Annotated in this window: 14 protein-coding genes; 3 read left to right on the top strand and 11 right to left on the bottom strand. The window is 67.0% G+C overall.

Annotated features, from left to right (window positions below; translation table 11 throughout):
- Nucleotides 1-37: 37 nt before the first annotated feature.
- The 3 genes from LDO86_RS07155 to LDO86_RS07145 are packed head-to-tail and all read right to left on the bottom strand — an operon-like array spanning nucleotide 38 to nucleotide 4,088.
- Entirely contained in the window at nucleotides 38-1,429 is a 1,392-nt protein-coding gene (locus LDO86_RS07155; RefSeq protein WP_224084409.1) for a pyridoxal-dependent decarboxylase, read from the bottom strand.
- A gap of 56 nt (nucleotides 1,430-1,485) precedes the next feature.
- Complete coding sequence (locus LDO86_RS07150; protein WP_056389888.1) at nucleotides 1,486-2,280, bottom strand: TSUP family transporter; 795 nt, start codon at nucleotides 2,278-2,280, stop codon at nucleotides 1,486-1,488.
- Nucleotides 2,277-4,088, bottom strand: coding sequence for a proline--tRNA ligase (locus LDO86_RS07145; protein WP_224084408.1), 1,812 nt, complete (start codon nucleotides 4,086-4,088; stop codon nucleotides 2,277-2,279). Before LDO86_RS07145 ends, LDO86_RS07150 begins: the two co-directional genes overlap by 4 nt.
- A gap of 399 nt (nucleotides 4,089-4,487) precedes the next feature.
- On the opposite strand from LDO86_RS07145, the gene LDO86_RS07140 reads away from it, so the two are divergent.
- From LDO86_RS07140 to LDO86_RS07130, 3 genes are read left to right on the top strand one after another with little or no spacing between them, the layout of a single operon-like run.
- The gene (locus tag LDO86_RS07140) at nucleotides 4,488-5,321 is read left to right on the top strand and encodes an ABC transporter ATP-binding protein (RefSeq protein ID WP_224084407.1); all 834 of its coding nucleotides are present in this window, start codon (nucleotides 4,488-4,490) and stop codon (nucleotides 5,319-5,321) included.
- Nucleotides 5,322-5,332: 11 nt separating this feature from the next.
- The gene (locus LDO86_RS07135; protein WP_082581698.1) at nucleotides 5,333-6,076 is read left to right on the top strand and encodes an ABC transporter permease; all 744 of its coding nucleotides are present in this window, start codon (nucleotides 5,333-5,335) and stop codon (nucleotides 6,074-6,076) included.
- On the top strand, nucleotides 6,073-6,711 hold the full coding sequence (locus LDO86_RS07130; RefSeq protein ID WP_134164467.1) for a TetR family transcriptional regulator: 639 nt from the start codon (nucleotides 6,073-6,075) through the stop codon (nucleotides 6,709-6,711). Before LDO86_RS07135 ends, LDO86_RS07130 begins: the two co-directional genes overlap by 4 nt.
- A 33-nt stretch (nucleotides 6,712-6,744) precedes the next feature.
- On the opposite strand, the gene LDO86_RS07125 is transcribed toward LDO86_RS07130, so the two are convergent.
- The 8 genes from LDO86_RS07125 to LDO86_RS07090 form a co-directional block, all read right to left on the bottom strand.
- Nucleotides 6,745-7,311, bottom strand: coding sequence for a hypothetical protein (locus LDO86_RS07125; RefSeq protein WP_134164468.1), 567 nt, complete (start codon nucleotides 7,309-7,311; stop codon nucleotides 6,745-6,747).
- Between the two features lie 4 nt (nucleotides 7,312-7,315).
- Nucleotides 7,316-7,456, bottom strand: coding sequence for a hypothetical protein (locus LDO86_RS07120; protein WP_156400186.1), 141 nt, complete (start codon nucleotides 7,454-7,456; stop codon nucleotides 7,316-7,318).
- A gap of 103 nt (nucleotides 7,457-7,559) precedes the next feature.
- Entirely contained in the window at nucleotides 7,560-8,450 is an 891-nt protein-coding gene (locus LDO86_RS07115; RefSeq protein ID WP_056389905.1) for a GNAT family N-acetyltransferase, read from the bottom strand.
- Nucleotides 8,413-9,579 carry a flavodoxin-dependent (E)-4-hydroxy-3-methylbut-2-enyl-diphosphate synthase gene (gene ispG / locus LDO86_RS07110; protein ID WP_018771945.1) on the bottom strand — a complete coding sequence of 389 codons (1,167 nt, stop codon included), beginning with the start codon at nucleotides 9,577-9,579 and terminating at the stop codon, nucleotides 8,413-8,415. The genes LDO86_RS07115 and ispG overlap by 38 nt, the downstream gene beginning before the upstream one ends.
- A gap of 35 nt (nucleotides 9,580-9,614) precedes the next feature.
- Nucleotides 9,615-9,908 carry a YciI family protein gene (locus LDO86_RS07105; RefSeq protein WP_018771944.1) on the bottom strand — a complete coding sequence of 98 codons (294 nt, stop codon included), beginning with the start codon at nucleotides 9,906-9,908 and terminating at the stop codon, nucleotides 9,615-9,617.
- 173 nt (nucleotides 9,909-10,081) lie between these two features.
- Nucleotides 10,082-10,681, bottom strand: a complete 600-nt coding sequence (locus LDO86_RS07100; protein ID WP_056389909.1) for a hypothetical protein — start codon at nucleotides 10,679-10,681, stop codon at nucleotides 10,082-10,084.
- A 63-nt stretch (nucleotides 10,682-10,744) separates the two neighbouring features.
- A complete protein-coding gene (locus LDO86_RS07095) occupies nucleotides 10,745-11,449 on the bottom strand; it encodes a MarR family transcriptional regulator (RefSeq protein ID WP_134164469.1) in 705 nt (234 codons plus the stop codon).
- 77 nt (nucleotides 11,450-11,526) lie between these two features.
- Nucleotides 11,527-12,858, bottom strand: coding sequence for a site-2 protease family protein (locus LDO86_RS07090; RefSeq protein ID WP_134164470.1), 1,332 nt, complete (start codon nucleotides 12,856-12,858; stop codon nucleotides 11,527-11,529).
- Between the last annotated feature and the right edge of the window lie 12 nt (nucleotides 12,859-12,870).

Below are 12,870 nucleotides of genomic sequence, written 5' to 3'. Positions count from 1 at the left end.
GGGCCGCACCGTCCGGTGAAGAACGATCGAAAAACCGTCAGGAGTTCCGAACAGCAGCCAGGGCTGAGCGGACAGCATCCACGGCTATGGCCACCTCGTCGTCCGAGGTATGCCAGTTGCTTACCGAAACCCGAAGGATGTCGCGGTCCCGCCACCGTGAGCCGGACATCCACACCCTTCCCTCCTCGATGATGCGGGCTGTGACTGCGCGGGTGGTGTCGTCGTCGCCAAAAGCCAGGCACACCTGGGTGTAGCCGACGTCGTTGAGCACCTCCACGCCGTCCAAAGCCGCCATGCCTTGGGCGATTGCGGTGGCAGCAGAGGCCAGTCCGCCCACCTGGGCTGCCACGCCGTCCCGGCCCAGGCTTTTCAGGGCCGCCCATACCGGCACTCCGCGGGCCCGCCGGGACAGTTCCGGGACCTTCTCGAACGGGTCGCCCGGGCCTTCCGCATCGTGGACGAGATAGCTGGCGTGCAGGCCCATGGCGGCCCGCAGGGCTGACGGGTCCCTGACGATGGCAATGCCGCAGTCGTACGGCACATTCAGGGTTTTGTGGGCATCCGTCCCCCACGAGTCCGCTTCCTCACAGCCGCGCATGAGGTGCCGCAGTTCCGGCGCGGCCGCGGCCCACAGCCCGAAGGCGCCATCAACGTGCACCCAGGCGCCATGTTTGCGGGCAACGGCGATGGCCTCGGTGAAGGGGTCGAAGGCGCCGGAGTGCAGGTTGCCTGCCTGGAGGCACACCAGGGCGGGGCCGGTGCCGGCGGCAAGGGCGGCCTCCAGTGCTGCGGGGACCAGGCGGCCCTGCCCGTCGGCGGGGACCTGCGTGGGCTGTCCCAGGCCCAGGTAGCGCAGGCCAAGGTCCACGGTGTCGTGCCGTTCCCGTCCCACGAAGCAGCGGATCCGGGGTGCGCCGAAGAGTCCGTCCCGGTCCAGGTCCCAGCCCGCATCGGCGAGCAACCGCCGGCGGGCGGCCGCCATCCCGGTGAAATTTGCCATGGTGGCGCCCGTGACGAATCCGACGTCGGCAGTCGAAGGCAGGCCCAGCAACTCCAGGACCCACTGCCCGGCGGCTTCCTCAATCGCCGCGGTGGCCGGGGTTGCATAGCGGAGCCCGGCGTTCTGGTCCCAGGCACTGACCAGCCAGTCCGACGCCAGGGCCGCGGGCAGTGTCCCGCCGATAACCCAGCCGAAGAACCGGCCCGAGGGCATGGCCATGAGCCCCGGCCCCGCTGCGTTGGCCAGGAAATTGACTACCTCATCGGCGGGCATGCCCGCCGGCGGCAGGGGCCCGCCAAACACTGCGGCGAGCTCGGAGGCGTGCAGGCTGGGTCCCACGGGGCGGTGGGAAAGGCTGTCCAGCCAGGCCTGCGCATGCTGCGCTGCGGCCGCCAGTGCCGGGGTGTACCCGTCATCGCCGTGTGCCATACCTGCATGCTACGCCGGGCCGGTCCACGCCACGAGGAGCAGTTTTTAGGGACCGGTCAGGCGAAGTTTTCCTGCCAGACGTCGTAGCCGAGCTTGATGATCAGGGCCGCAACAACCACCAGGAAGACAATGCGGACAAACTTGCTCCCCTGCTGCACTGCCGTGCGGGCGCCAAGGTAGCCGCCGGCCATGTTGGCTCCGCCGAGCAGCAGGCCGATGCCCCACAGGATGGATCCGTGCGGCAGGAAGAACAGCAGTGCGCCGGCGTTGGTGGCCATGTTCACGATCTTGGCCTTGGCGCTGGCCTCCAGGAACGCGTAACCCATGGCTGACACCAGGGCGATGACCAGGAAGGATCCCGTCCCCGGGCCAATGAGGCCGTCGTAAAAGCCGATCACTGCCCCGATGAGGCAGGCAACGACGTAATGCTTGTGGCCGTCGTGCCGCAGCGCCGTCAGCTCACCGACCCCGGGTTTCAGGGCGGTAAACAGCGCGACGGCGACCAGCGCCACCACGATGATGGGCTTGAATACCCCGGCCGGCAGGGTGGCGGCAAGGCTCGCCCCGCCGAAACTGCCCGCCAGGGCTATCACTGCCATGGGGATGGCGGTCCGGAGGTCCGGGCCCACCCGCCGGTAGTAGGTGGCGGCGCTGGTGGCGGTTCCGAAGATGGAGCCCATCTTGTTGGTGGCCAGCGCCTGGACGGGTGCGATCCCGGGTACCAGGAGCAGCGCGGGAAGCTGGATAAGCCCCCCGCCGCCCACCACCGCGTCAACCCACCCGGCTGCGAATCCAGCCACCACGATCAGGATGATGGTGGCAGGCTGGATCGATTCGAAGCCGGAAATCACTGGTTTCGAACGGCGTTAACCACGTAGTCCACGGCCTTGTCCACCTCGATGTTCTCGGCTTCCCCGCTGCGGCGGTCCTTGATTTCCACCACGCCGTCCACCAGGCCGCGGCCCACGGCCAGGATGGTGGGCACACCAACCAGCTCAGCGTCGCCAAACTTCACGCCCGGCGACACCTTGGGGCGGTCGTCGTAGATGACGGACAGGCCGGCGTCCTCAAGCTCTGCCGAAAGCTTCTCGGCAGCCTGGAAGATCTCCTCGCCACGACCCACTGCCACCACATGCACGTCGGCCGGGGCTACGGTGCGGGGCCAGACGAGTCCGCGGTCATCGTGGTTGGCCTCGGCCAGCGCGGCAACGGCGCGGGTCACGCCAACGCCGTAGGAGCCCATGGTGACCACCACCTGCTTGCCGTTCTGGTCCAGCACCTTGAGGTCCAGGGCTTCGGCGTACTTGCGGCCGAGCTGGAAGATGTGGCCCATCTCAATGCCGCGGGCGGTCTCCAGGGGGCCGGAGCCATCGGGTGAGGGGTCGCCCGCGCGTACTTCGGTGCACTCAATGACGCCGTCCCAGCCGAAGTCGCGTCCGGCCACCAGGCCGAAGACGTGCTTGCCCGCCTCGTTGGCGCCGGTAATCCACGTTGTTCCGCTGACCACGCGCGGGTCCACCAGGTACAGCAGCTTGGTGGCACTGTCGGATCCGAGGAGCGGCTGGTCCAGCGAAAGCCCCGGGCCCAGGTAGCCCTTGACGATCAGCGGCTGCTTCTTGAGGTCGTCCTCGCCGGCCTGCTCGAGTCCGATCTCGCCCGCGATCGGCAGGAAGGCGCCAATGTTCGCCTCCACGCGCTTGAGGTCCACGGCGCGGTCGCCGGGGACGCCGATGACCACCAGCTGCCGCTCACCGGTGGGCAGCGTGACGGCGAGGACCACGTTCTTGAGCGTGTCCGCCGCAGTCCAGGCGCCGCCGTCGGCCTCTTCGCGCGGGGCAATCTGGTTCGCCGCGGCGACCAGCGTCTCGATGGTGGGGGTGTCCGGGGTGTCCAGGACCTCTGCGGCCGGGGCGTTGCTGAAGTCGATATCGTCGGGGACCACGGTGGTGACGGCTTCGACGTTGGCTGCATAACCGCCGGCCGAGCGGACGAAGGTATCCTCGCCGATCTCGGTGGGGAACAGGAATTCCTCGCTCTTGGAGCCGCCCATGGCACCGGCGGTGGCTGCCACCGGAACCACCTCGAGGCCCAGGCGCTCGAAGATCTTCAAGTAGGCGCCCCGGTGGGCTGCGTAGCTGGCGTCCAGGCCGGCGTCGTCGACGTCGAAGGAGTAGGAGTCCTTCATGATGAACTCACGGCCGCGGAGGAGCCCTGCCCGCGGGCGTGCCTCGTCACGGTACTTGTTCTGGATCTGGTACAGGCTCAACGGGAGGTCCTTGTACGACGAGTACAGGTCCTTGACCAGGAGCGTGAACATCTCCTCATGGGTGGGGGCCAACAGGTAGTCCGCACCCTTGCGGTCCTGGAGCCGGAACAGGCCTTCACCGTATTCGGTCCAGCGGTTGGTGGCCTCGTACGGCTCGCGGGGCAGCAGGGCCGGGAAGTGGACTTCCTGGGCGCCGATGGCAGCCATTTCCTCACGGATGATTTCCTCGACCTTGCGCAGCACGCTCAGCCCCAGCGGCAGCCAGGTGTAGATACCGGGGGCCGCGCGGCGGATGTAGCCGGCGCGGACCAGGAGTTTGTGGCTGGCAACCTCGGCATCGACGGGGTCTTCGCGCAGCGTGCGCAGGAAAAGCTGGGACAGTCGTATGACCACGGGTGGTATCCGTTTCTGGGGAAGTGCTGGGTCAGCAGGGCCGGACAATTCGTCTGGGTACTAATCTACCGGCACTCAACAAGCGGCACGGACTGCTGACCCCGGACACAGTAGGACCACGCCCGGCAATACAAAGCCCCTGGCCCCCCAATGAGGCTGGTCATCGCATCCGGGCGTGGCCCAACGCCGTTATCGCCTAAGTACTGGTGAGGACTGGTGAGACCGCCCACCCCACTTCCAGCGCAGCTAGGTTGAACCTATGTGATCGCGCACACGTTTGACAAGTGTTTTTACTTTATGAACCTGTTGACGGCTGTCAGGGCCAGGCCTAGCTTTAATTCATCAGGTGATGAATTAGCCGTTGTGCGGCGCCACCTGCGGACGCGCCCGGAGGCAACCATGTCCCATGCAGCATCCACTACGTTGGACCGCGGTGGCGCGGCCGGTGCGGTCGTGGCCGCGTCGCTCTCTGTCAAACTGCGGCGGCAAGCCGTGCTCCACAGTGTGGACTTCACCATCCCGGCGGGACGGATCACCGGCCTGCTGGGGCCCTCCGGGAGCGGCAAGACCACCCTGATGCGGACCATCGTGGGAGCGCAGCGCATTGCCGCCGGAACCCTCGAGGTGCTGGGGCTGCCCGCCGGAAGCCCGTCCCTGCGGCGGCAGGTGGGCTACGTTACCCAGTCACCCAGCATCTACCCTGACCTCACGGTCGAAGCGAACGTGCGCTATTTCGGCGCCATGCACCGGAAAGGCAGAGCCGACGTGGCTGAGGCGATCGACGCCGTCGGACTTGGTGCCCAGGCCCGCCGCAAGACGGCCGACCTGTCCGGCGGCCAGGTCAACCGGGTATCCCTGGCCTGCGCCCTGGTGGCGAAGCCACGGCTGCTGGTACTGGATGAGCCCACGGTGGGCCTGGATCCCGTGCTGCGCGCGGACCTTTGGGACCGTTTCCGGGCCATGGCGGAGTCAGGAACAACACTCCTCATATCCAGCCACGTCATGGAGGAGGCAAGCCGCTGCGAAACGCTGCTGCTGTTGCGCGAGGGGCGGCTTTTGGCCCAGCTCACGCCGGAAGAGCTGGGCAGGCAGGGGCACAGCGCCAACCTGGAGCAGGCCTTCCTGGCCATCATCAGGGAGCAGGAAAATTACGACGCCGGGATCCCGCCGAAGCGCCATGCCGGCAGGAGCGGCGAAGGGGCAAGGATGCAACAGGGCAGGAGCGTGCGGTGATGGACGTCCGGATGATGCTCGCGACGGCACGCAGGGTGCTCAGCCAGCTCCGCCATGACCACCGCAGCATCGCCATGATCCTGGTGGTCCCGGCACTGCTGCTCACAGCGGTGTACTTCCTCTACGAAAATGAGTCAGTCCCGCCAGGCGCGCCACGCACGTTCGACCGCGTTGGCCTGATGATGCTGGCCATTTTTCCGTTCGTGGTGATGTTCCTGGTCACCTCGATCACCATGCTTCGGGAGCGCACCTCCGGAACCCTGGAGCGGCTGCTGACGACGCCCGTCCACAAGGCCGACCTGCTGTTCGGCTACGGTGTGGCCTTTTCCCTGATGGCCGCCCTGCAGTCCCTGGTGGCCACGGCTGTGGCGTACTGGATTTTCGGGCTCGACATCGCGGGCGCCCCGGGTTACGTTGTGCTGATCGCTGTGATCAACGCCGTCCTGGGGGTGGCCCTTGGCCTGTTCTGTTCGGCGTTCGCCAGGACCGAGTTCCAGGCGGTCCAGTTCATGCCGGTGGTGGTGGTGCCGCAGATCCTGTTGTGTGGGCTGTTCGTGGCGCGGGACCGGATGAATGATGTGCTGGAAGCGATCTCCAATGTGCTGCCCCTGACTTTTTCCGTGGATGCCCTCCAGGAGGTGGCGTCCCACGCGGAGGCGACCGGGCGGCTGTGGCAGGACGCGGGCACCATGGCGGCCATCTCCTTTGGTGTCCTGGTCCTCGCCGCCTTCACGCTGCGGCGGCGGACTCCGTGAAGCTGTCCCGTCCTGCAACCGGTCCGGAGGGCCCTGATGCGTTTCCGGTCCGCAGGGGCCGGCGGGGCGGCGCCACGGAGTCCCGGGAGCACATCCTCGACGCCGCCCGGAAGCTCTTCGCCGAGCACGGCTTCGAGGGAACCAGCCTGCGGCAGGTGGCCCGCGCCGCAGGGGTGGATCCGGGAATGGTCCACCACTTCTTCAAGGGCAAGGATGAACTCTTTGCCCTCAGCGTGGAGCTGCCGGCCGACCCGGAACAGGTGCTGGCGGGCATGTCGGACTCGGACCCCGCCCAGCGGGCGGAACTGATCGTCCGCACGGTGCTCCGCCTCTGGGAGAGTCCCGCGCAGGCCGGCCTGCTGGCCTTCCTTCGCGGGACGATCGGGTCCAAGGCCAAAACGGCACTCCTGCGGGAAACGGTGACCCGCAGGGTGATCACCAGGATCATGGCAGCTGTTCCCGGGACGCCTGAAGAGGTGGCGCTGCGCGGAAGCCTGGTGGCCACCCAGGTGGTGGGCCTGATGATGGTGCGTTACGTGGTCCGGCTGGAGCCGCTCGCGTCCGCAGCCCCCGAGGACGTGGTGCGGCTGGTCGCGCCTGCTGTCCAGCGGTACCTCACCGGGCCCCTGTCCTGAGGAGGTCGACGGACGTGTCCCGGAAGCCGGGTTCTACTTGACCAGGGCGGCAGCCGAGTCCAGGAGCGCACCTGCCCGACGGACCGCGTCTGCCTCGGTCTCGCCGCCGGACGCCACCGAGGCGATCAGTACGCCGCGGTGGACCACCTGCGCCCTGACCATGGACTGCGTGCGGCCATCAGGCAACGCACTGTCCGTGCGGTAGGCGACGGCGCCCGGCAGCCCGGTGACACCCGTTACCGGAGTAATGGTGACGGCAACGTCCATGCCTGACACCGTCATGGTCATGGAGGAGCACTTCGCCAGCTGCTCGGACGGGTCCGTAACCTGGGCCAGGACGCCTTTATCCAGGCCGGCCAGCAGCGACAGGGCCGTGACCGCGCCGGTGGCGGTGTCAGTACTCATGCCTATCGCCATGGTTGCATCCTCCACGGACGGCACCGTGCCCGCCGCAGCGAGTTCCTTGCACTCCGCCGGCTGGACGTCGACGGAGGAGATCATGGCCTTGGTTTGCTCGATCGCCGCAGCGATGTCGGCCTTCGGCAGGACGGAAAGCCTGCGGTCGGCAGCATCCCGGACCTGCCCCACGATGGCAGCCAACTGGTCACTGGTGTAACCCGTGGCTGTTGGCGTTGGTGTCGGGGTGGGCGTCGGCGTCGGGGTTGGCGACGCGGTCGGTGTTTGAGGGGCTGCAACCGTGGCCGGTGAAGAGTCCGCTGACGGCGGGGCGGCCGGACCGCCACATGCCGAAACCGCTATGGCCAGAAGGGCCGATGCCCCGAAAGTTCCCAGCACGGACGTCTTCAATTTTTCCCCCAATATTCAAATGAACGCGGACCGCTGCCCGGCTAGAAAAGAACTGTAGCGAACGTCCCCACCTGGCGGAACCCCACACGTTCGTAGGTGGACCGCGCCCGGGTGTTGAAGCCGTTCACGTAGAGGCTGGTCACGGGGGCGATCTGCCGGGCCTTTTCCACCACTGCCGACATGTAGCCCGCGCTCAGCCCCCGGCCGCGGAAGATCGGATTCATCCAGACGCCCTGGACCTGGGTGACGTCGTCGGTGACTGCCCCGAGCTCGGCTTTGAACACCACCTCGCGGGCGTTGTTGAGGTGGACCAGGGAATGTCCCTGCCTGATGAGGCCCTCCACGCGGCGGCTGTAGAATTCCCTGCCGCCGAGGTAGGGCGAGTACCCCACCTCTTCCTCGAACATGGCGGCGCAGGCGGGAAGGATGCGGTCGAAGTCGGCGAGGTTCCCTTGGTCCAGGCCGCGGTTGGGCTGGACAAGGGGCGGTCCGTCGATGATCATCAGCGGCTGGTCAGCCCTGACCTCGTGTGCACGGTGGCCCAGCACAGCGAGCTCGGCGTTGAGTGCCAGCACTGCGGGGGCCGGCCCAAAGGCAGACGCATACCGGCGGCCGGAACTGTTTGCGGCGTCCGCTACAAGGGGGGCCAGGGCGGGATCAAGCTGGACCGGAACCAGGTTGGCTCCGGCCCAGCAGGCACCCGTCAGGATGCCGTCGTCGAAAACCCCGATCACACCGGCGCCCCCGCTGGTGGGCGCCGCAGTCCCCGTGGCCCGCAGGTGGGCCAGGATGAACACGTTGGCCACAGGGTCCTGCTGGGCCAGCAGTTTCAGCGCGGGAGTGTCCTGGCCATCAAGCGTGCGGACAGAAAGCCCCGCAGGGTCTGGAGTCTCCCTACGAGACGCTAACCACGGGGCTACCCTTGACAGCATCTTCGCCATCGGCCTCCCCCATCTCTTCCGCGATACGCATAGCCTCTTCGATCAGTGTCTCAACAATTGCGCTCTCGGGAACAGTCTTGATGACCTCGCCCTTAACGAAGATCTGGCCCTTGCCGTTGCCCGAAGCCACGCCAAGGTCAGCCTCGCGCGCTTCGCCGGGGCCGTTCACGACGCAGCCCATGACCGCCACGCGGAGGGGAATTTCCATCCCTTCGAGCCCGGCGGTGACCTGTTCAGCCAGAGTGTACACGTCAACCTGGGCACGGCCGCAGGAAGGACAGGACACGATTTCCAGCTTGCGGGGCCGCAGGTTCAGCGATTGGAGGATCTGGTTGCCCACCTTGATTTCCTCCACCGGGGGCGCGGAGAGGGACACGCGGATGGTGTCACCGATCCCCCGGGAAAGGAGCGCGCCGAAGGCCGTTGCGGACTTGATGGTGCCCTGGAACGCTGGACCAGCCTCCGTGACGCCAAGGTGCAGGGGCCAGTCACCCTTTTCGGCGAGCATTTCGTAGGCTGCCACCATGATCACGGGGTCGTTGTGCTTCACGGAAATCTTGAAGTCGTGGAAGCCGTGCTCCTCGAAAAGGGAGGCTTCCCAGACGGCTGATTCAACCAGCGCTTCGGGGGTGGCCTTGCCGTACTTCTTGAGGATGCCCGGCTCCAGGGACCCGGCATTGACGCCGATGCGGATGGAGGTGCCGTGGTCCTTGGCGGCGGCGGCAATCTCCTTGACCTGGTCATCGAACTTGCGGATGTTTCCAGGATTCACGCGCACGGCTGCGCAGCCTGCTTCGATGGCCGCAAAGACGTACTTGGGCTGGAAGTGGATGTCCGCGATGACCGGGATCTGGGACTTCCGGGCGATGATGGGCAGCGCCTCGGCATCGTCGGCGGACGGGCAGGCGACGCGGACAATGTCGCAGCCGGACGCCGTGAGTTCGGCGATCTGCTGCAGCGTGGCGTTGATGTCCGTGGTGGGCGTGGTGGTCATCGACTGCACGCTGATGGGGAAATCAGATCCCACGCCTACCGAGCCGACTTTGATCTGGCGCGTCTTGCGGCGGGGGGCAAGGACGGGCGGTGGTGCTGACGGCATTCCCAGGCTGACCGAGGTCACGTGGACTCCTTGAGTTGAAAGGGGTGAAAAGGCGGCTACGCGGCGATCCCGGCCAGCATGCCGGTTACCGGAGACCATTCGGTGATGCGGGTTCCGGCGACCACTCCGGCCGCGGCGAAAGGATCCTGCTTAAGGATCGAGTTGAGGGCGCCTTCATCGGTTGCCTTGAAGATCAGCAGGGCGCCCGCGCCGTCACCGTAGGGGCCGCTGGCCACGATGACGCCGTCCTGCGCCAGGCCGCCGGTCCATTCCCGGTGTGCGGGCCGGACCTCGTTGCGGGTGTCGGTGGAGTTGGCGGCATAAACGTACTCAACGGCAAAAACTGTCATACCGCTACCCTATCGCCATGGCCGGCTTGGTACCGTACCGTTCCCCCTGGAGCAAAAGTGCCCCGCACCGGAGCAGGCCCGCCGGAGCAGGAGTTTCACTGCCAGTGCAGGAGTTTCACTGCCAGGCGGGAGTCTCACTGCCAGGCGGGAGTTTCACTGCCGGTGCGGGAGTTTCACTGCAGGAAGAGGACCTTCACCGCGGCCGCGGTCCCGGCCGCCCAGAGCATGGAGGTGAGGGTCCCGATGATGAAGCGCTCGGCGGCCACCGGCGTCTCCTTCAGTTCGGCGAACCTGCCCAGGCCCTTGATGGCGACGATGTAGGCGATGGCCACGGGTTGGCCGGTGAGGATGGCGAGGCACACCCCCAGCCGCTCCAGCACGCCGATGATGGCGCCGCCGCGCAGGATGCGTTGGCTGGGCAGCGCGGGTCCGGCAGCCGGCCCGCCCGACGCCGGCCCGGCGGCAGGGGCGGTCAGCTCACCGTCCACTGCCTGGCCGGCCGGCCTGCCGGCAGCATCAACCGGCCCATCAGGGGCCGTGACCGCGTCCGGGGATGTGGCCCTGCCCGGTTCCCCGCGGCTGGCGATGGGGGAAGGATCGTCCACGGTGACGTCGGCAGAGGGGTCCTGTTCCGTCCTGCGGGCTTCCTCCGCGGCCTTGGCAGCATCGGCTTTGTCGTCGATGGTCCGGGCCAGCTTGAACACCAGCGCAGTGACCGGCCAGCCGGCAAAGCCAGCCACCACCAGCGCCACTGCCACCCAAAGTGCGGTCACCTGTCTCCTTCATTGGGGTTGTCTTCGATCCGGCCGTCCGGCTCCTTCAGATGCTGGACACTCCTATGCCTGGCCGTCGTTGAGTGCCTGGGTAATCTGCGAGTCGGCGTAACCAAGAAGCATGGAGGCTGCCGGCCTGGCTGCCCATTCTTCCTGCCAGCCGGACCGAAGCACGGTTCGGCTCACCGATTGCTCCGAGATTCCAAGTTCACGGGCCACCTGCTTCTGGCTTCCATGCCGGCCCGGGCCCTGGCCACCAGCACCCAGGCGGCGCAGGGCATCCACCACCCGCCACTGGGCTTCCGTGCGGTCCTGGACAAGCCGGCCGAGCAACCGGAGCACTGCTTCCGCGTTGGCACACGCCTGGACCCCCTCCTCCGCAGGAACGCCCCTGCCGGCCTCCCCCGCCATGATGCCGGGCACCACCGACAACGGCACCTGGGAACCGGCGCTTTTGGCGTGTTCAACCGCCCTGCGGGCGGCAACAAAAGCAGTCCCGGTCCCTTCCCGCGGACTGGCATCCGGCGGCAGCGAAACGCTGCCGACGCCGATGCCCACGTACCAGCGCCCTTCGCGGAGCGCGTGCAGTGCTATCTCCACCACGGCGGAAGCCTCCCGCACCACCCCCTGCACCTCGTCCCCGACGGAACGTTCGAACACCGGGTGCGCCGGCCCCGGGAGTTCGAGGCGGGCAACCTGTGCAAGGAAGGACGGAACCCGGTCCTGGTCGCCGGTGCTTCCGCGTTGGTCAATGGTCATGACGAACATTCATCAACCATAGGCGGTTGATCCCGTATGATCAATCGCATTTGGCTGATTTTTCGGAGTCAGCCGAAACTGAATGACTATCCGAAGAGATTGACGGGCTTGACGATGTCTGCGTAGATCAGCAGCGCGCTCATCCCCATCAGCAGCGCTGCAACCACGTACGTGACGGGAAGCAGCTTGGCGATGTCGAACGCTCCGGGATCCGGCCGTCCGCGGAGCTTTGCCACCCGGCGCCGAATGCCCTCATACAGGGCCCCGGCAACATGGCCGCCGTCGAGCGGCAGGAGCGGAATCAGGTTGAACACGGCAAGCGCAAAGTTCAGTCCGGCCAGCAGGCCAACAAGCGTAGCCACCCGGGACTGCAGCGGTACGGCCTCCATGGCCGCCACCTCGCCCGCCACCCTGCCGACGCCCACCACGCTGATGGGGCCGTTGGGGTCGCGGGGCTCTTCGCTGAAGGCTGCCTTCGCCACTCCCACCACACGGGCCGGCAGATTGAAGACAACGCCGGCCACCTGGCGGATGTTCTCCCCCGCCATGGGCAGGACGGACGACGCCGGCTGGGCCACCAACGCCGTTTGCGCACCGATGCCGAGGAATCCGACGTCCTGGTACTGGAGGTTGCCGGCAGCATCGGTGGCCTGCCGTCCGTCGCTTCCCATCACGGGCCGCGCCGACAGGACGGGGGTCACTGTGGTGGACACGGGATTGCCGTCCCGCTGCACGGTGATGGCTACTTCCCTGCCGGCAGAGGCGCGGATCCACTCCGTCAACTGCTCCCAGCTGGTGACGGGTTTGCCGTCGAAGGAAGTAATCGTGTCGTTTGGCTTCAACCCGGCCGCCGCGGCGGGCGTCAGCCGGCAGTCCGCAGAGTCGGGATCGACGGTTTGGCCCGCGGCCACCTGGCATTTGGAGACGTCCGAAATGGTCGTGGTGGCGGTGGCAATGCCGAAGCCCATCAGCAGCACGGCGGTGAGCAGCACGCCAAGGATCATGTTCATGGCCGGGCCGCCCAGCATCACAATCACTTTTTTCCAGACCGGCAGGCGGTAGAAGACCCGGTGTTCGTCGCCCGGCCCCACTTCCTCGTGGGCCATGGAGCGGGCCTCGGTGGCAAGTGTCTGGAACATGCCCGTGCTGGAGGGGCGGACCGAGCCGTCGTCCTTGTTCGGCGGGTACATGCCGATCATGGAGACGTAGCCGCCCAGCGGAACGGCCTTCACGCCGTACTCGGTTTCGCCCCTCCGGCGGGACCACAGCGTTGGCCCGAAGCCGATCATGTACTTTGTCACGCGGACTTTGAAGAGCTTGGCCGGCACCAGGTGCCCCACCTCGTGGAGCGCGATGGACACGGCAATACCCAGGGCGACGAAGACGACGCCGAGGATGAAAAGTAGGACAGGGGTCATGGAGGTGGTGCT

Source organism: Arthrobacter sp. StoSoilB19, from assembly GCF_019977275.1.
In the GTDB taxonomy this organism is placed as follows: Bacteria; Actinomycetota; Actinomycetes; order Actinomycetales; family Micrococcaceae; genus Arthrobacter.
This window is presented reverse-complemented; position numbering and strand designations above follow the sequence as displayed.